The following is a 20336-nucleotide window of genomic DNA, read 5'->3' as shown; positions in this document are numbered from 1 at the left end:
ACATCGTGAAGTATTTTAATCAAAAAAATGCTCTAATTGCTTTTGTTTTTCTGCTTTTATTTTCGCAAATTTCATACCAACAACCAATACAAGCTGCCGTTATTCAAGATTGCCCTTTACCAACCAGTTATGATGATGATTCGTTAATTTTAATCGATCAAAATAACATCCCCACATCAATTAACAACGGTAAATACAAGCTGAATGGTAACTATCTATCAAATAAATGTGGCTTAGGTTCTATGGCTGTTGTATATGGATCACCCGCAAGTGTAGCTGGTAACCAATTTGATCAAGGACAATGGCGTTATCTCGGGTACGATATTAATGGATCTGTTTACCGTAACTGGTTATTCCGTAGTGATTCAAGAGCGACTTTAAACGTTGCTAAGAACTGGGTAAAAGAACCTTGGAAAACTTCTACTGGCATAAGTAAAAGAATACAAGCAACACCTGAATTAACAGAACATCCAGACGCAGTAAGATGGTTGGAAGCAATTGTTGATCCCTATAAAGAGTCTCCTACTTTTATACAAAGTTATAACAAACGAACGGGAAAGGGTTGGACAGGTGATACACTTAAAGATTATGTAGTCATTCAGCAAAAACCTACAGACTTCAGTCCTGGTATTATTCAAATGTGGAATATTTGGCAACCTGATGGTTCATGGTGGTACGAAATGTTTATTATTCCTCCATTAAAAAAATTGGAAATAAAAAAGCAGCCTGACCTCATTATTAGTGCGTTAGTTAGTCCTGCTGACGCGTGGGTAGGCGATTCGGTACCAATAAAGATAACAACAAAGAATCAAGGGAATGAAACTAGTGGAGCTTTTACAGTAGGTATCGTTGGTACAAGCATTAAATCAGAAGTCATTTCTAACGTGCCTCCTGGTCAAGTTAAAACAGTGACAGTGAACGTATCGTCCACTACTAGCGGTATTAAGACATTCATTGCTAAGACGGACTTTGGAGAAGCCGTTGCAGAATCGAATGAAAAAAATAATACCAAAGATTTTAAAATTGCTTTTAATAAGAAAAATGAACCAACAACACCGATAGCTATCATCTCCCATAAAGAGGGCGACCATCGGACCGAACCGGAAATTACAATCAAACCCTCGGTAGATCCAAAGCTCGATGATAAACTTTCCTATTCACCAGGAAAGGAAGCTATCACGATCAGGGAATGGAAGTACAAGACGCCAGCAGGGAAAACGATAGCGACGAAGCCAGTAGCCAAAGATTTTGCAGCTGAAGGAAAATATGTGGTAGAACTGCGTGTAACCAATACCGCTAAAAAGGTATCGGAATGGGCGCAGCTGGTCGTTAATGTGGGAGAATTGGCAACACCAACTCCTTCAGCTACTCCAGAACCAACACCAACACCTCGACCAGAGCTGAAAGCAGGCATTCGTTTCGAGCCTAATACAATATTGGCTGGAGAAACTTCCTCCTTGCTCAATAGCTCTGACGGATTCGATAGCTTCGAATGGACCTTTTCTAATAGCTTAGATCCTATATTTACAGACAAGAGTAAATATGAGTACCACAATCAAACATTCACAGAACCAGGCGTTTATCGTGCCAAAATCAGAGTCAGTGACAGCAGTGGTTCGGCCACGGCTGAAGCTACTTTAACGGTAATCGATACCAAACCTGTAGCTATTGTTTCAGGCCCAATACGATTAATAGAAGGAAGACCTTTTCCTGCACCATATCACCTAGACAACTCCTATTCGCGGTTAGAGGATCGCGGCGTTACCATTGATCACAGTAAAGATGAAAAACGGTATAAAAAAGTGGGAGATGCTTCATACACGAATAATTTCCCAACCGAAAATAATCTTGCTTTAGGTCAATACAGCTTTGAAGGGAAGGTATATGATACAACGAATAGAGTAAGTGATTGGGCAAACCTTATCGTCGATGTTGTACCAGATCAACCACCGACGATACAAGTTATTGCTCCCGTAGAAACGTATCGTAATAACGCATTTATGCTCTATATGGAAGCAGATAGTCCTGATGGGGATCTTTTAGATCATCTTCTTCTTGAAGAAAGATTTGATCACAATGGAAATGGTAACTTTGACGAAGAAGCATGGACAAATTTATATGATGGAGCATATAAAACCACTCATTCTTTAAACTATGCAACCGTTGGAAAACGACAATACCGAGCTACGGTCACGGAGAATTACGGGAAAAAAGGAACTTCGTCGCTTGCTGCAACAGACGTACTAAACTATGCACCTTCTGTAAACTTTAATGTATTCGGAACTACGGAACAGCCAGGGCAGGGGGAAGATAGCGGACCGCCAGTTGTTAGCTACTCGCCGGAATCTATTTTCCGTTCATGGGTTCTAAAAAAACCGTACACGGGTGGTAATGCAGATAAAATTGGCTGGAAGGCAGATTCCTCTGCTATATCTACTAAAAACGCTATAATGGCAAATTTCGCAGTAGGTTACCCCAATTCAGGTAATGGTTCAAACTCTAGAACCAAGCATGTTCTAGCTCCTGACATCGTGGCTAAACCTTACTGGACTGCGCCTTCGGGATTATTCAAGAAAGTTTATGCTGGTAACCGAATGTATGCTATAGATGATTCTGACGCAAACATGAAAGTTATTAAGGAATTAAACTCAATTACTGGCGTAGAGTTGCGTAGATTCAATGTTTATCTAAATTCTGGATACAAACTTATGGAAATTTCCCATGATGAAAAATTCTATTTTGTAGATAACCATTATGTTGAAAGTGATACTTCAATAAAAGTTATGGTTTTTGATAAACTAGGAAATCATATAGACACTCTTTGGATTCCTTCTCAGATAAGTTTAAAAGGTCCTATAGGGTTGTATACTAAATTAGATTTGGAATTAAGTCCTGACGGTCAAGACCTTTATATCGTAGCTAGACATGTACCTAGTGGCTTCAACTACACATATTATAATGTTCAATTTGAATACTCGAAGTATTCATTACGTACTAAATCGCTTGTCTGGAATACTATTGACGGTATCGAATATGATAGGTTCTATCATAATCGTTCGGAATTAACAATAGCAGATAATGGTGATGTATACTATTCATACGTTTTTGAGACTCCCAACGGTTTCGGTAACGCTCGCGTAACAAAAATAACCTCGTCGGGAATTAAAACTACTTTAACTCTTGGTGGCAGTTATATAAGTGAGTTAACCATTTCCGACGATCAGCAAATTGCATATGTCACAGTTATTTCTATTAACTACGATAGAACAAATTCAACGACAAGGTTCGTTCCTTTAAATATTGCAGGTACTGGATTAACCGGATGGGGAGGAACGACGATAGGGTCTCATCAAGATAGTTGGACAATGTCCGGTTGGGAACTAGATGGTGTTGCAAATCCAATAGTAAGACCCGATGGAAATTTACAAGTATTTGATATAGTAGGATCAAATAACTCGTATTTATTCTCTAGAACTGGTTCAGGTCCTCAAGGTACGTTCAACGGATATCAACCAGCAAATGCAGGTAAAGCGTTTTTATATCCAAATGGAACTACTGTTTATCCTTCAGTGGTAAATATACACACCGGAACTGAATGGCAAGTAAATGCTTTTTTATATGACCAAACAAATAATAGAATTATAGCTAGAACTCCGACTAGAGGTAATGAGCACCGTTTTACATCGTCATCTACTCCGATACTACCTGATGGATCATTGTATATATTTGGGAATAGTGATGTTTACCCTTTCGTTAGTGCTAGTCCTACTTCTGGACTTAAACCAGTTGACTCAAACACGGTGGAAATCATGAATGATGACTGGGGCGGTTTGCTCTACGATGCGGGAAATCGGATGAAAAACTATAATCTGGAGTTCAATGTTAGTGTCAATGATATTAGTAATGCAAAAACAATTGGAGCAGGCTTTCAAATTCAAAATGAAAAAAATATGTTTGCAGCCGAATGGACAAACAATACGTTAGCTTTATACCGCGTCGTTAATGGGGCTAAAACGTTATTACAGTCTACCTATTTAGCGCGGACTGCTTATGTCACATACCCGTTCAAGGTCGAGTCAATAAATGGCATCCAACGTGTATATGTGAACCACGCTAAAGTGTTAGAAGTTGCAGAAGGTACTTATACGAGCGGGTACGCTGGAATTATGTCTTTAGGGCAGCCAAATGCTGTTTATTCAAGTGTGAAAATAACTAACTTCGGTGACACCTATACGCAGCAAACGTATGATACAGTTCTCGTTAATGATCCTATTTCTTATGAAAAATTGTTCAATGATATTGAAAAAGATCCGATGAGTGGCGAAGAATGGAGTTATAGCCATAATCCAAACTTCTTTGAAAATCCAGAGGGATTGAGCATTTATAACGGAAACACCTATGGATCGACGATCAATGCGCTGGAGAGGGCAGGAGTATATGAAATCACCTTCCGAGGAAAAGATAATCCTTTTCTAGCTGCTTATAGCAAATGGTCGGAGCCGGTGAAAAAGCTGCTCTACGTGCATCGTAGACCTGTTGCGCGGCCTAACGTGACGTTTACAGGCAGGGTGTTTGCGGAAGGCGAAGCACTAGATTATGAAACAAATGACGAGTCATTTGATCCTGATATAGCACACATCTTGTCCGATAAGGTTTTCCGTACACGCTGGGCAGATCAAAGTAATTGGACAGCAGGGAAACGAGAGTATTATAACCGCCCTGGCGTGGAGCTGATCGTACAGGAGCAAGTAAAAGATATTCACGGCGCGTGGTCGTATTGGGGACAAACCATAGTTTATCGGGACGGATTACCGCCGGTGAATCAAACCAAGCCCGTTATGACGATTACTTACCCGACAGGCACAACACCAACATCTCCTACGATACTTATAAAAGAACCGACAATCACATGGTCGTATTATGATGCAGAACACGATCCGCAGGAAAAATATCGATTGACGTTTACGTACATCGATAACAATGAGACAGCCTTGTCTATTGAACATGAAAGTAATGCGGTCACGTATGCTATGATCGGGGAAAGTATCGTCCCTGGTCGAGTGGTCAAGGTACAAGGTCAAGTGTACTCTACAGGAGTATGGTCAAATGTAAGCAACATTAGATATTTTGTGTTGGATCTACCGCCGCAGACTTATTTGCTTTCCTATAATGGAATTGATGCTAATAATCCGATCATCACGAACTATAACCGTCCTAAGCTGGAAGTGTTCACCGTAGATCCAGAAAACCATTCGATCACAGCAATTGATTATGAGGTATTCAAGGCATCGAGCGGAACGAAAGTGGTGGACACAAACTCGGCCACAGCTGTAGCTGCTTATACTACAAACGCACTAGCTGAAGGATTGCACTATTGGAAAGCTAGAGCAAACGATGGCTATCTATGGGGGCCGTATTCAAACAATGGATTCTTTTTCGTTGATACGGTAAAGCCAGCTGATGTAGATGAACAATTAGAAGTAGAACCTACGGCCGTAACTGTGAAGTTTAATACATTTAGTGATGCCGATCCATCTTCCGGTCATGCAACACGCAGATTTTATCTCCAAAAAGTGAATGCTGACGGCAGCGTGACTGACATTGATTTAAACAGTGATGGCACAACGGAATACAGCGTAGGGTTATCACTCAATCAACAATCTTATCGCGTCACCGGCTTAGTCAGTGGCCAAGAATACCGTGTCACTGTTTTAGATTATGACATCGCTGGAAACGAAGGATATTACGCTTATATTCATTTCAGTACAAACCGTCCACCAACTGGCGACTTCGACTGGTCGCCAAAACCTGTATATGAAGGGGATACCGTTCAATTTGTATCTACTGTCGATGATGCTGATGGGAACACACTTGACGTATCATATGAAATCATAAGTCCTACTGGACAGAAGAGTCCATTTGCTTATAAATTAAATGGTCCCATCTATCCGAATACAGGACCTTTATTTCAAATGACAAGTGTAGGTACTTGGAATGTAATGATGACGGTGAGTGATGGTATTGCACCATCGGTTATAGTAAAGAAAACGGTTCAAGTACTGCCTCTTAACATTCTTGGTAATGTAAATCATACCGCAGCATGGAACAAAAACCGGATGGAGTATAATTTAAAAGTAAGTGGAGATGTAGAATCACCTAGAGACATTTCAACTTATTGGGCTGGAGAAGAGTTCATCTTATCTGCAGCAGTAACAAATACCGGGACATCGTTGACAAAACCAACTTCAGTACGCGTTAAGCTCATAGAGAAGTTAATCGAAACAGGATTATCGTCAAACAACGATATTAATTGGAAAGGGAAGCTTTGGAAAAGTAATTTTGATAAACTCAAGGATGGAACGTATAGTTTTAAATTCACTGTTCAGTTTAATAATGGCACAATTAAAGAGGATACAGTGAAAATTAAAATTAAAGGTAGTATATGGGATGTAACCGGTACGCATCGAGTAGAATAATAGATATGACCTTTAAGTGTTGTTAATAAGTTTTTTAATATGCATTTCGAATATTAATGTGTAGGTGTAATTACATCCGTAATTCACGTAATCCGCAGCAACTTCCTTCTTTTGGGCTTCTATTATTATGAAAGAATACTTTTCAGATAGGGGCATCAATAGGACTTCCTAAGAAGTGGGTTTTCAGAGCATTTCATAGAAAACGATGAAAAGGGTAGATATTAGCATGATTTGGGAAGATGAACATAATAGAAACAAGGAGATGAATTCTATGAACATTATTAATCAGACATTACAAATTAATTCCCAAACCGCACAAAGCATCGTCGAGGGCTTAATGCGCAAAGGCGTTTCCAATTCCAAGAGAGCTTTCATACAGTCCTGCCTACAAACTAGGACCGAAGTCAATCAAAAACCGGTTTTGAGTCACTCTTAGTTCTTATTGATGATAAAAGCAACCGAATTAAGCCTATGCCCCCTAGATAAAGTCGGTGACGACATTATCAGGGGGTTTACTTGTGGGAACCAAATCCTCGACGCCTATTTAAAGACCGGGTATTATGCCCGTTGGGACCACACTATCGGAGTAGCTTCTACCACAGTTGTCATGTATCAAATTTATTGTTAATGTATTGAACTTTGCTATAGTCTAAAGACTAGTCATATTTGTTTTACGTAAACCGACAACATTTAGTGACTTAGGTAATACTAATTATAAATTGTTGATTATAGAATGGTCGTAGTGAGAAGTTATTAATCATCGAAACTAATCGTTTACATCTGAGTTTCCAAATTAAACTTCGTAGAAACACTTGCTGTACAGAGAAACCTGAATTTTAAGGTGAATTTAAAACAAAGTATACGCGAGATGAGATATACTTCTGAAATAAGGAGGTGCATTCGTTATGATTGTTTATGAGGAAATAGCGAATATACTGAATGATGCAAAACGCATTACTGTTCTAACAGGAGCGGGAATAAGTACAGCTAGTGGTATTCCAGATTTTCGTTCGCGTGACGGTCTATACAATACGAGATTACCTATTGAGTATATTTTATCCGAAACCTATTACAACAATAGTCCAAAGTTGTTCTGGAAGGAGTTTAAAGAAGTCTTCCGTGTCGTTACCATTCAAGATTACAAACCTAACTATGGTCATGTATTTCTAAAAGAACTCGAAGAAGCGGGTAAAGAGATTACCATTCTCACTCAAAACGTAGACGGTCTTCATCGCAAAGCAGGTAGCCAAACGGTATATGAAATGCACGGCACCTTATTCAAGGCATTTTGCCCTAAATGTAAAAGAGAATATGACATGAACTACATTCAGAAAGAGAATATTCCTCGTTGCGAAAAGGATGATTTCATTCTTAAACCCGATGTAGTTTTATTCGAGGGTAAGGTGAAGCACTTACAAGAGGCCTATGAAGTGACTTGTGATGCTAACGTTTTTATGGTCATGGGTTCATCACTAGAAGTGTATCCGGTGAAAGAAATACCTACATACATCCAAAATGCTCCGGCGATTCAGAAAATTATAATTAACAGAGACCGGACAGGCAAAGATGGAATATTTGATTTTGTAATACACGAGGACATTTCTGATACATTAAAAGTAATAAAATCATATATGAAATAGCTGCAATATCGGGGACAACATTTGATTAATCTAGGTTGTCTTTTCGTTTTTTTCTTAAATGGTTGAAATGTATTAAATCTTATTTTATTTAACGAGGTGAAAAATATTGGTATAAAAAGGGCGGCTTGCTGGGCACAGAAATACTTAAACCTATAATGCGGCGGGGATCAGGAAACCAAGACGGAAATCATTGTTGGAGTAAACAAAGGGACAACAAACTACATGTACGATGCTTTGAACCGTTTGCATTGTGTAGCAGAGCCTAGCTGCAAAACGACAAGCTATCGGTTTGATGCGGCAGGCAAACGTACAGAGGAGAAAGTAAAGTCAGGCTCCAGTCTGCGAAGGCTGGACAGAACTGAACCAGGCGCTTGCTCTTGCAGAAGCTTACGATTACATTATGGACTTACGATACGCTAAACGGGTAACGATAGCTTAATCATTACACGCTGACAGCCGCTAAATGCTATCATTGTTAAGCTTACTAATGAAGGTAAAGATTCAGTTTAGGTTGAGCTAGAGCTGTGAGTGCAGACAGGTCATGAATCATGAACGGAGAAGGCGCAGGAAGGTGAGCTACTGCAAATTGCGAAAGATACGATCAAAGTAATCAATCGCTGGACCGACTATAACAATTTTTACCGCAGCGACACGAGTGGGATATGATCCAGAGGTCATTTTACGTGAGTTGCGAAGACAGTGTGTGGAGCACAGTTATCCCAATTTGTTTATTTTCTTCGGTGGTGGAGGCATAGAATGCTGTAGTGGCGTGCCAGCAGCGATTATTGAGATGCTGCTACAAAGTCATGAGCATGTGATAAAGCTGTGCCCAGTTTGGCCTCGCATTAATGACGCTAGCTTCACAGATTTGTGTGCAGTCGGAGCATTTCTTGTTTCTAATGAGCTAAGAGATAAAGAGATTAAAGTTGTGGATGTCGAAGGAGTTCACGAACGTAATACTAATTGTCAGTTAGTAGGAGATGTGATTTCGTTCCAGACAGAGATGGGAAAAAAGTATAAGCTTGTAGCAAAGTAGCTGTGCTTATTTGAAATTTTCAGTACTATTTTTATATACGATATGAAGTCTAATTAGGAGGTATATATTAATGAGTAATTTAAAGGAAATGAAATGGAACTTTAACCCAAGCACAGATTGGATGACGAAGTCAAAAGCAGGCTTATTGATTCACTATGTTTCATCGATAGCAGGTGGACCAACAAATGATTTATTACCTGATGAGTGGCAAGATATCGTAAATTCATTTGATGTTCCAAGATTTGTTAGTCAGCTTAAAACTGTTGGTATAGGGCATATTTTGATTACACTGGGACAAAACTCGGGTTATTATTGCTCCCCAAATCATGAGTATGATAGGGTTACCGGATATACTACTGACAACATGAAAAAAACGTCTAATCGAGATTTAATTCGGGATATTATGGATGAGCTTAAAGCTCAGGATGCAGATATTAAAGTCATGCTGTATCTGCCTTCTCATCCTCCAGCAGAGGATCAAGCAGCAGTTGAAAGCTTTGGCTGGATTCATCAAGGCTTCGATGGTTATAATCCTACCTCGCCTTCAATGGAGGTCTCAAGAAATTGGTATAAGGTGATCGAAGAGTGGTCGGTTAAATATGGTGACGATTTAGCTGGCTGGTGGTTTGATGGTGTATACAATCCGAATATTCATGACTTTGAAGCCTTTACGGCAGCAGCCAAAAAAGGCAATGCAAATGCTGTTATTGCATGTAATTCTGGAGTTAAAGTTCTTAATCTAAATCCATACGATGACTATACAGCAGGCGAACAACAGGATCTTAGCGTAGATATGTTTCCTACAGGAAGATGGACAAATGGCTTGCAAAATCAGCTTTTAACTCCTTTGGGTAAAAACTGGCTGCAAGGCGGCACAAAATATACAGATCAGGAGCTGTTGGAATTTTTAAGATATTTTAGTGCTAATGATTCTACTGCTACGTTCGATACACCAATTGGGTTAAATTCGGGTGAGCTTTATGAAGATCATATTCAACAGCTTACAAGAGTTTTAAAAGCATTACATCTTGAGAATAACTGATGTAAGTAATAATATAAGAAATTAACTATAGACAAAAACAAAAAATGGTGGTGCAGGAATAATCCTGCACCACCATTTTTTGTTTTAAGCGATGCTTTTTGCTAAGTTTGAGCTATCTCATCGGAAATCTCAACTACTTATGGGATAGCCGTTTTAAATGTTTATGTTGCTGTATGATGCTAGGACTCAAACTGACTTGTTCATTATAAATTCTGTCTAACTTAGTGTAGACGATATAAACGTGAGTATTTAAGAGAGAAGTGTTTCTCCATAGAGGGAGTATCGTGTAATGGCTGGTGAAATAAAAGGACCTCAAATTGTTAGAAGGTGTCTAACAATTTGGGTGCAGTTCAATACGGTCGGTTTTTTTGAATCCATTTTTCAAGTAAAAGTTCATTCGTTTCTGTGTAGCTTCATCGTTAACGTCCGTCGGTTAAGCCTCTAGAATGATCATTTTTCCCTTTTGATTAAATTGATTCAGTACCTTGGATCCGATTCCTTTGACTCTGAGTTTGGAGAGGACGAGTAAATAATCGATAAAAACAAAAGTTGGCAACTCAGCAAATACGTAATGACGGTACACCATAAAATAATAGAACTTCTAAATCGATTCTCAAAGGGTTCTCCTATCTAAAGTTATTCCTCAAAACCATTGTAATAAAAAATATAAAGAAGAGGATTACCAACTTCATCTAGTACCGCTATAAAGATTTACATATTACGCAGACAAACAAGTAAAATCACCCCGATCCCTAGCTAACCCATTTAGACCACAGATATTCTTTTTAATCTTCAAACCAAATGATGGAAATGATAGAATGAGAATGGGAAAGAAGAATGATGGAAATAGCAAGCATTGGATCTTGAGCTCTATCGGTCCTCGTTACTTGAAAAATTTAACGAGTCTTCAACACAGGCTGCCGTATATATGATTCGAGAGATTACCGTTCTGAGGAAAGTTATGTGCCGAATAAACAAGAACAGTATCCCGGGCACACATCTGTGTGCCTTCTACGGATCCACCAGAAGGAGGACGAATATGTCGAGGCAACGAAAGGTGAAAAAGTCCTTGATGCAGGAGTTAAAGAAAACCCTTCATTCTCTCACGAGGCCAAAACGCCTCCCCAAGAAAACCAAGAGTCGGAAAACCACTTCTACAAAGACGACGACTAAATCCAAGGCCGAAAGCAGCGTAGAATTGCAGAAGAAATTGGAGCAGGATTTAACCCGAAAAATGACGCAGGGTATGCAAAAGATTAAGCAGGAAATGGAACAAGAACTCTTGAAAAAATTGACAAGCAAGAGGGATACAACGAATAGTGATGAAGAAGTTTCTACAGAAAAGAAAGTGCGAAAATTCTCCAAAGGCGTGTCTACAAAGTCATCCACTAAAACTACAAAGGGAAAATTTAAACCGGAAACGGATTGTACATTACTTAAATTACTTACTTTATCCGAAAGTTTAGAACGCAGAGTAGTTGTCGGCTACGAGGTTTTAGATAATAGCAGTCAGGAGATCTGGGGCATTGACATCCATGAAGGTGCCAAATTGTGTAGGGCTAAAAAGATCTTGAATACAAAAGTAAAAAGCCGTAAAGTTGGTCCGGAACGACAATACTATTTAGTGCATGTAACAGATGATGCCCTGTATTACTCTGATGAATACGCTAAAGCGGCCCTAGAGCGAGGAAAACTGACAATCCGGAAGTATACGCCCGAATTGGCTGACGCTATCAAGAGCGCATACGATTCAGGATACAAAAACAATAGTAAATTGCCTAAACTAGGATAATGAACCGCGATTTTCATCCCGTCGTACGCTAATAACATGCAGGAAGAAATTTGATGGATAGAGCCGCGACCGCATGCTACCAATTAAGCTAGTGCCTGCCATCGTGAACAACCACCAGGCTGCCCTATCCCGGTTTATGGAATGGCTACGGGTTCGAGCACCGCATCTGCTTATGGAAGATCCGACCAAAAGGATCCGGGAGATTATGCTGCCGGATCCCAAGCCGCGCACGCTGACTTCCGAGCAGATTCTGACTCTCAAAAATATTTGTGACCGGCTAGAGCGGTTTCACCTCAAAAAGGACCGGCGCCGGATGAAAGGAAAAATGGAACTCAAAACACATGCGCGTCCGCGGCGCGATCGGGCGATCGTTTATGTCCTGCTTTCGACGGGGCTGCGCCGGGAGGAGCTCGTCAATTTGAACTTCGATCAAGTGGAACCCCATGATCCTGCTCAGATGCGTGCTGCCCGAAGTGCTAAAATTGTCCGGATCCGGGGGAAAGGAAAGACGGAAGGAATCGAATATTTATCGGCCGATGCACGGGCTGCCCTTAGATTAATCTGTCTATTACATACTTGAAAACTGAATGAGTTACATTGACTCTGATTCAACGCAGGAAGAGTCTGAGATTATAGACAATAAAATTCATGAGTTAATGGGGGAAATGAGTATATGGGATTATGATTTTGAATTTCAGAAAAGTGTGATAAATAAATTCAATCATTATTTCAATGAAAAGTTTGCTTTGTAGCCAGGTATGGTGAATTGATCATCGGTTTGAATAGGTGTTTGGATGACGTTCCAATCTAGATCAACTGCGGTTAGTGCATCTTGTGAAGTTAATGCGTGTTCTACACGATTGCCTAAACCGTGCCAAGGTGCTGTGCGTGTGTAAAACATGGATTCGATATTGTGGGACATGTGATCATCTCCTGTAATTTTTTATATACAGGGTAATAATATAGAAATGAATTATTGTAAATTGCGATAGTTTTACTTGTTTTATCCAAATTTCATTCAAAAGGCGATTGAAAAAATGTGAAATATGTAATTTATATAAGATATGATAGGAGAGTATAATGAAGCAAAAAATGTTAGCCGAATAATTATAGCGTATGTTCTTATTTATCTTAGAGAATACCTAACTGAAACTTTTAATCTGTAAAGATATTTATTAAATCCATTCAAGAAAAATAAGAGCAGTAAAAAGTGGATAACGAAGCGCGAAATGAGCGCTTCGTTATCCACTTTTTTTGTGTTTTGGCAGTTGCCAGGGAGTTGTTTGTGGTTTCGTTTCGTGGCCCCAATGATGCTGCTTGCATTCCATGCCTATGCCACTGATATGAGAGCTTGTCCATACTACACTTGAATCTAAAGTTCGGATCCCGTATCACCTGTCTTGTCTGTGGCGCGGTATTTGTTATTGGATCAGTTTAAAGGGAAAGAGATAAGAGAGAAGATTAAACAAACCTATCCTGGGCTTTATGTTTGTTTTCACTACAGGTATCAACTAAAAACTCCTCCTTATATATTCTTGCACCACAACCGATGTGCTTGACGGAGAAACAAAATCAATTCTTATTGAACTCCCTTGGTACGATCTGCAAGCGGATGGACAGCATAAAGTGCTTGATCTTAGAAAAGCAGGTCAAAACCACTGAGGATGCTGTGACCATTGAAGATGCGATCGCTGTCTTTGACAACGGGAAAGAGGAGATAGGAGTGCGGCAGCTGCAACAACAAGCTGATAGCATGCTTTGTGCAGCGATTCAATCAGAAGATGTGGAACTGCGAGAGGAAGCGCAACTCCTTTATAACCAGTTGGAAGTTCTCGTTCTCCAGTCAGGCTAGGAAGACGTTGCACGAGTAAAAGTACCGACAAAAGAAGCAAAAGAAATAAGCAGGATTCTCTAATAAATTGGTCGAAATTACTATATATTACACATATCGACTGGAGACATAAAAGAGAGAGTCTACTGTGAATGAATGATTAATTCGCCTAATGAGGATCTCGATGTCCGGCGGCATCTTCGCATATCATGATCTGATTACGATTGGTCTCATCGTCAGCTTCCTGAATTATTTCGATCAGTTCAGTCAGCCGATCAATCGCTTGGCCAACCAATACAACCTCCTTCAGTCCTTGCTGAAGCCGAGCGGGGGGGATGGATCAGGAGCCGTAGACGAAGGCTATGTTCGAGATTACGCCGGAAGAGCCGATCAAAGGGGAATTGGTGTTTGACCGGCTCTTCTTCGGTTACAATCCCGATGACACGGTACTGAAGAACTTGTCCTTGCAAGCTTCGCCAGGTCAGGTGATTGCCTTGGTCGGACGACCAACCGGTGCAGGCAAGTATGATTTCTGATGAATGGGAGACATCTATGAATTATAAAGAACATTCTAAAAAGATAAAGAATAAATATCAGAGTTTATCGATAAAGAACAAAATATTTTTTAGTAATATCTTAATTATTGTAGTGTCTCTTAGTATGCTCGCATTTTTTGCAAATATTGTTTCAAGTAAAGCAATTGTAGATAAAGCCATTAGTAACTCTTCTAGAGAACTGGAGCTTATCGATAAAAATTTGAAAACGCTTGCAAATAATATTGAGGATTATTCGAGAATACTCGCAACGGATCATAGGTTACAGACCCAGCTTCAAGGACAAATGGATTATCTTTCAAGCACATCGGGAGCGACTGACTCCTTGCAAAACCTGAATATTAAAAACACGCTTTCTGAAGTCATAAGCAATTTTGTCCGGCCTAATACTCTAATTGCCGCCGCAAGTGTGATGGACTACAAAAACCATCTCTTTGATATAGGCTACGCTGATAACAACAACATATCAAGAATAATGAATCCGGATTTGATCCGCATGATCAAGGAAAAACAAGTTCCTGTCTGGACAAACCTGTTTGCCTTTAAATACAATCACGGCACTATTGAAAACAGTTTTGCAGTTGCGAAAGCGGTCATTCATAAAGATACAGGCAAGACTGTAGGGGTTGTCGTTTTGTATCTTACAGAAAAAGATATCGCGTCTATTTATTTGGATCATATGAAATATAAGGGCGGCAGATTTTACATTTTAAATAAAAACGGGGAGGTCATATCGTCTCAAGACAAGAATGAGCTTTATAAAAAATTCAGTGATATAAGCAAAATTACGTTTAATAATGAGTCTCGCATGAATGAGAGTCATATAAACGGAAGCGGCAAAGACAAAGTTCTAATAACTACACATAACTTTGAAAAACTAGAGTGGAAAATTTTAAGTGTGATTCCACTTGATGAGGTCACGGTCGAGAATAAAAAAATTAACCAGTTGATCGTTATTATAGGAATTATGTGTTTGTTATTTGCCTTTATCGTTTCCTTCATGCTTTCACGAACCATTACCAGGCCGATATTGCAGATCGCAAAGACGATGAAGGAAATACGGCTTGGCCATTTACATGTTAGGATAGACAATAATTCTTTAGATGAAATCGGATTGCTCGGCGAAGGCTTAAACAGTCTGATGAACCGAATCGAGAATCTCATTGTTGAAAACTATGAAGAACAGAGAACGAAAGCTGAAATAGAGTTTAAACTACTTCAATCACAAGTCAAGCCACATTTTCTGTACAATACGATTGAAACCGTTATTTCATTTATCAAGCTCAATATGAAGGAAGAAGCCATAACTGCTTCGAGATACTTAGCCACTTTCTACAGAATTTCGCTCAGTAAAGGAAACGATATCATTAAATTCAGTGATGAGGTGCAATTAACCGTCAGTTATTTGGAAATTCAAAAGTTAAGATATATGGAATATATGAACTTTACGATTGATTTCGATGAAGACATCATGCATTATTCGATTCCCAAACTGACGATGCAGCCACTTGTTGAAAACGCTATTTATCATGGTCTTAAACAAAAAAACGAACAAGGAACTTTGAGTATAATAGGTTATAAAAAAGAGCGGTATATTGTGATCGAAATCTATGACGACGGCGTAGGAATGAGCGCTGATGAAATAAAGAAAGTATTAAAACCGCCGAAGAAGCAGTCGACTAAGCTAACAAAGCACACCGATTTCGGTGTCGGCAGTGTCAACAACCGAATTAAACTGTTATATGGTGATGAATATGGCCTCGAAATTGAAAGTGAAGTAGGGACATATACAAAGGTTGTGATCAAATTGCCACTAAATGATAAGTGAGGGGTTGTTTAGCTTGCTTAAAGTATTGATTGTTGATGACGAATATTATTTTAGACAGGCATTGAAGGTTTCATTGCCATGGAACGATCTCGGGTTTGAAATTTGCTGTGAGGCCAAGAACGGGAAGGAAGCTCTAGAGAAAATTCATGAGTACAATCCGGATATTGCGCTTGTCGATATTAATATGCCGGTAATGGACGGATTAGAGTTTATCTATAACGTAAAGGAGCAAGAGAAAAAGCTTAAAATTATGATTCTTACTGGGCATAGCGAATTTACTTATGCCAAACAAGCTGTGCAGTTAGGAATCTACAATTACATTTTGAAGCCTATTGATGAGAATGAAATTAAGAAATCGCTACTGGAGCTCAAATCTATAATCGAAAGCGAGAAAAGGTTCAAACTCGAGATGGATGAATTAAAGAAACAAGCCCGTGAGCATATGCCGGTATTAAGGGACAGGCTGATCAACGAAATATTGCATGGGAATCTCCCCAATGACAGTAAGGAAGCGGAACAAAGACTGGAATATTTGGATATTTCTCTTCTTTCACCTTACTATCTTTCATTTGTCATCGAAATTGATAGGAAAGAGGAGTTTCATTGGACTGAAAAAAATTTTCAAATCTGGCAATTTGCTGTTTCCAATATTGCCTCTGATTTGGTTCAGGATCTATATGAGTATACAATTTGTCGTGATCCATATGACCGAATTTGCTTCATTCTTGGCTTCAAGGAGAAAGAGTCGCTTGACAACATGGAGGCGCTCTGTGACAGAATTAGGCATTCTGTCCGAAAATATTTGAAGTTTACAGTAACAATTGGAATAGGGGGCATATATAAAGGGCTTGAGGATGTATCAATTTCTTATAAAGAGGCATCATTTGCCTTGAAAAATAGATTGATTTTAGGGGAAAACCGGGTTATTCCGTATAACATGGTATCGGAAACAGGGATGATGGCCACGTTATACTCCATGGCGCAAAGAAGCCAATTGTTGATGAGCATGCGCATCGGAAATGTCATGGAAACAGAAAATCGGCTTACAGACTATTTCGCCATGTTCAGGACGAAAAATATCAGTGTTGACATGCTATTTGTTACAAGTGTTGAATTGATTTCTACATGCTTGGAATACCTCGCAGAAACAGAACAGAGCATCAAAGAGGTTTTTGCGGATACCGATAGTCTTCTTGCAGCCATTCAACAAATGCAGTCCATTGATCAAATCGAAAAGTGGATTAAAGATATGTATGCAACTACTATACGCCACGTACAACAAAATAAGCTTTCAAAATCGGCGAAATTAGTCGAGGAAGTAAAACATTACATCCAGTGCCACTTTTTATATGAAGAACTGAAAATTGACGATATTGCAAAACAAGTATATACAAATTACAGCCACCTTTGCTTTGTGTTCAAAAAAGAGACCGGAAAAACAATTAACGATTACTTGACGGAGGTGCGCATGTATAAAGCGAAAGAGCTATTTGATCACGGAGAGCGGTTAATTCAAATTGTCGCGAATAAAGTTGGTTATGCGGATGCCAACTATTTCGGCAAGTGCTTCAAAAAAAATTATGGCGTAACACCAAGTAATTATATAGAAAACATAAAAAAATAATGATTCTTTTAAAATGCTTCTATGAGATGGAAGCATTTTTTGTTTGCATACAAAAAAACCAACAATTTTACTGTTGAACCGATAATTTTCTCTTAAAGGTGTAAAGCGAAAAGGATAAGATATATTCAGGATAGGAAAGCGGAATAAAATAAGCTGTCCGAAAAAAAAGTTATCATTGGAGGTCTTGAAATGTCAAAATATTTGAAACTAACTAACGCATTATTAGTCGGTTCAGCTTTAATCGCAATGACAGCATGTGGAACAAGTGGAAATTCGGGTAGTACTTCCACCGCAACGAACACCCCCCCGAGTGTGAAGAAAGTTAAAATTAAAGTAGTGACAATTAGTACGGATGAAGCCAGAAATAATATTATGGAAAAGTTTATTAAGCCAAATATTGAAGCTGCTCTTCCTGATGTAGAAGTAGAGTTTGAAGCAGGTGGAGGAGGTGCAGATTTATCTAATAAATTAAAGGCGTATAATGCATCTGGAGATTTACCTGATGTATGGTATGGCGAGTCCAGTCAGGCAATCCCGATCATGTCTGCGGGCAACTTGCTGGATTTGACGCCCTATGTGACGAAGGATAAATTTATTGAAAAATATGCGGTTCCGGATGCTTTGAAATATAGAGATAAAATTTATGCGCTTTCATCTGGGGCTGATACATATTTTACTCCGGTCATTTTCTATCACAAAGATATGTTCGAACAGGCAGGAGTACAAATACCTAAAACGTTCGACGACCTGATAAGAGTAGCTCAGACGCTTAAGAGCAACGGGGTTGTACCGATCTCCACTCCGGGTAAAGGCGGATGGGCAACGAATATATTCTTATTCCAGAACATGGTACAAATTGGAGACCCGCAAGCCATGGATGATATGTTAAACAATAAGACGGATTTCAACAACCCATCCATTAAAGCGGGACTTGCAAAAATCGAGGAATTAGCGAAATCAGGTGTATTGCCTGAGGGGGTAGCTAATCTTGATTACGGACCAGCCAAAGAGTTGTTTACATCGAAGAAAGCGGCAATGTATATGATGATGACTTGGGAACTGCCTGATTTAGCAAATGATTCTACGGTAGATTTCTTCCCATTCCCTTCTGCAAGTGACAAATACGATCCTACCGAAGTAGCCCAATATTGGGGCTCGCCTCTTAACGGCTATTCTGTAAACGCGAAAAGTAAAAACGTAGAGGAGGCCGTTAAGGTTGCCGAGTTCTTGGCTATGGCAGATGCGCAATACTTCGAATCCACTGGTGCTCCTGTTGCACTTCAAACAGGAAACGTATCGGGTGAAACGCAACCGTTAATGAAAAAGTTTTTAGACTGGTATAATGCCGTACCTAAAAAAATCGCTTCCTATTCGCTCAATGCCCAGGACGGTAGTGTAGCTGCTGAGTTTTCTACACTGGGTCAAAACCTGCTGACAGGCCAATATACGTCTGAACAGTTTGTCAAAGATTTTGATAAAACGTGGAAGGAAAATACGTGGTTTAAATAAGCAGTAAAGAATAGTTTATCGTGTACTACATTCCATTCTGAATAGAATTTCTTTATGGGATGTCGTACACTAATCACTTTTCAAAAAATGGAGGCAAAATGAGAAGGTTCTATAACAACAAACTCTCCATCTTTGTATTTGCATTTCCGGGATTGCTTATTTTTACACTCTTTGTGGTGTACCCTCTCTTCCCCGAATTGTTGATCAGCCTGCAAAAACACGATGGTTTTAAGAGCCATGGGTTTATCGGATTGGCAAATTACAAGGAAGTACTCGACTCCCCTCAATTTTGGCGAGCCAACAAGAATACATTTCTCATTGTAGCATTATCCACATTCGTTGCCTTGCCTATTTCGCTGATGTTGGCATTTCTTATGGATGCACAGAGTCCCAATATACGGAGATTTTTTAAAGCAACCGCTGTATTCCCCGCAGTGCTTTCTGTAACGGTAATATCACAAATGTGGGTTGCTTTTTATGAGCCTAGCTGGGGTTTGTTTAATTATATATTAAGAGAAATAGGTTTTGGCCAACTCGCCCAACAATGGTTGACCGATAAACATACGGCACTTATTAGCATAGCCATAGCTTTCTTGTGGCAATATGTCGGGTTAAATGCGCTACTTTTCTATACGGGGATAAAAACGATCCCTAATAATTACTATGAAGCAGCTGAGATCGATGGGGCGAATTTTTTTCAAGTGAGGATAAAAATTGTGCTCCCGCTGTTACAGGATATAGTCAAGTATGTTTTAATCATTTCGGTACTTGGCTCAATGGCACTATACGGGCATGTAAGAATTATGACCATGGGCGGTCCGGGAGATTCTTCAAGAACCATCGTATATCAAATGTACTATATGGCATTTGAAAGGTCCGATTTTGGGGTAGGATCGGCTACTGCATTGTTATTTATAGTAGAGTGTCTCGTTGTTTCTTTTATTATTCATAAGTATGTTGCCAGAGAAAAAATAGAGTTTTAGAACAGGATAGAGGGTGAGAAA

Annotated in this window: 14 protein-coding genes; 13 read left to right on the top strand and 1 reads right to left on the bottom strand. The window is 39.4% G+C overall.

Annotated features, from left to right (window positions below; genetic code table 11):
- The first annotated feature begins 5 nt into the window (after nucleotides 1-5).
- From AC0YN6_RS25180 to AC0YN6_RS25150, 7 genes are all read left to right on the top strand, one after another.
- The gene (locus AC0YN6_RS25180) at nucleotides 6-6476 is read left to right on the top strand and encodes an Athe_2463 domain-containing protein (protein WP_475750321.1); all 6471 of its coding nucleotides are present in this window, start codon (nucleotides 6-8) and stop codon (nucleotides 6474-6476) included.
- 905 nt (nucleotides 6477-7381) lie between these two features.
- Complete coding sequence (locus AC0YN6_RS25175; RefSeq protein WP_475750319.1) at nucleotides 7382-8116, top strand: NAD-dependent protein deacylase; 735 nt, start codon at nucleotides 7382-7384, stop codon at nucleotides 8114-8116.
- 222 nt (nucleotides 8117-8338) lie between these two features.
- The gene (locus AC0YN6_RS25170) at nucleotides 8339-8536 is read left to right on the top strand and encodes a hypothetical protein (RefSeq protein WP_475750317.1); all 198 of its coding nucleotides are present in this window, start codon (nucleotides 8339-8341) and stop codon (nucleotides 8534-8536) included.
- Between the two features lie 235 nt (nucleotides 8537-8771).
- Entirely contained in the window at nucleotides 8772-9152 is a 381-nt protein-coding gene (locus AC0YN6_RS25165) for a hypothetical protein (protein WP_475750315.1), read from the top strand.
- A 70-nt stretch (nucleotides 9153-9222) separates the two neighbouring features.
- Nucleotides 9223-10194 (top strand): hypothetical protein, encoded by a 972-nt coding sequence (locus tag AC0YN6_RS25160; protein ID WP_475750313.1) that lies wholly within the window; start codon nucleotides 9223-9225, stop codon nucleotides 10192-10194.
- Nucleotides 10195-11233: 1039 nt separating this feature from the next.
- Nucleotides 11234-11986 carry a hypothetical protein gene (locus AC0YN6_RS25155; RefSeq protein ID WP_475750311.1) on the top strand — a complete coding sequence of 251 codons (753 nt, stop codon included), beginning with the start codon at nucleotides 11234-11236 and terminating at the stop codon, nucleotides 11984-11986.
- A 73-nt stretch (nucleotides 11987-12059) separates the two neighbouring features.
- On the top strand, nucleotides 12060-12566 hold the full coding sequence (locus tag AC0YN6_RS25150; protein WP_475750309.1) for a hypothetical protein: 507 nt from the start codon (nucleotides 12060-12062) through the stop codon (nucleotides 12564-12566).
- 144 nt (nucleotides 12567-12710) lie between these two features.
- On the opposite strand, the gene AC0YN6_RS25145 is transcribed toward AC0YN6_RS25150, so the two are convergent.
- Nucleotides 12711-12908, bottom strand: coding sequence for a hypothetical protein (locus tag AC0YN6_RS25145; protein WP_475750307.1), 198 nt, complete (start codon nucleotides 12906-12908; stop codon nucleotides 12711-12713).
- A 690-nt stretch (nucleotides 12909-13598) separates the two neighbouring features.
- Here AC0YN6_RS25145 and AC0YN6_RS25140 point away from each other — a divergent pair.
- The 6 genes from AC0YN6_RS25140 to AC0YN6_RS25115 all read left to right on the top strand — a co-directional run bounded on the left by AC0YN6_RS25140 (nucleotide 13599) and on the right by AC0YN6_RS25115 (nucleotide 20315).
- On the top strand, nucleotides 13599-13838 hold the full coding sequence (locus AC0YN6_RS25140) for a hypothetical protein (RefSeq protein WP_475750306.1): 240 nt from the start codon (nucleotides 13599-13601) through the stop codon (nucleotides 13836-13838).
- Between the two features lie 163 nt (nucleotides 13839-14001).
- Nucleotides 14002-14229: a hypothetical protein gene (locus tag AC0YN6_RS25135; protein WP_475750304.1), complete on the top strand. Its 228-nt coding sequence runs from the start codon at nucleotides 14002-14004 to the stop codon at nucleotides 14227-14229.
- A gap of 248 nt (nucleotides 14230-14477) precedes the next feature.
- On the top strand, nucleotides 14478-16199 hold the full coding sequence (locus AC0YN6_RS25130; RefSeq protein WP_475750302.1) for a sensor histidine kinase: 1722 nt from the start codon (nucleotides 14478-14480) through the stop codon (nucleotides 16197-16199).
- Between the two features lie 13 nt (nucleotides 16200-16212).
- On the top strand, nucleotides 16213-17823 hold the full coding sequence (locus AC0YN6_RS25125; RefSeq protein WP_475750300.1) for a response regulator transcription factor: 1611 nt from the start codon (nucleotides 16213-16215) through the stop codon (nucleotides 17821-17823).
- A 189-nt stretch (nucleotides 17824-18012) separates the two neighbouring features.
- Complete coding sequence (locus AC0YN6_RS25120) at nucleotides 18013-19332, top strand: ABC transporter substrate-binding protein (protein ID WP_475750298.1); 1320 nt, start codon at nucleotides 18013-18015, stop codon at nucleotides 19330-19332.
- A 98-nt stretch (nucleotides 19333-19430) separates the two neighbouring features.
- The gene (locus tag AC0YN6_RS25115; RefSeq protein WP_475750296.1) at nucleotides 19431-20315 is read left to right on the top strand and encodes a carbohydrate ABC transporter permease; all 885 of its coding nucleotides are present in this window, start codon (nucleotides 19431-19433) and stop codon (nucleotides 20313-20315) included.
- Nucleotides 20316-20336: the final 21 nt, after the last annotated feature.

This window comes from Paenibacillus sp. J22P15 (assembly GCF_056269345.1).
Note: the sequence above shows the minus strand (reverse complement) of the source record. Positions and strands in the feature narration are given on the sequence as shown.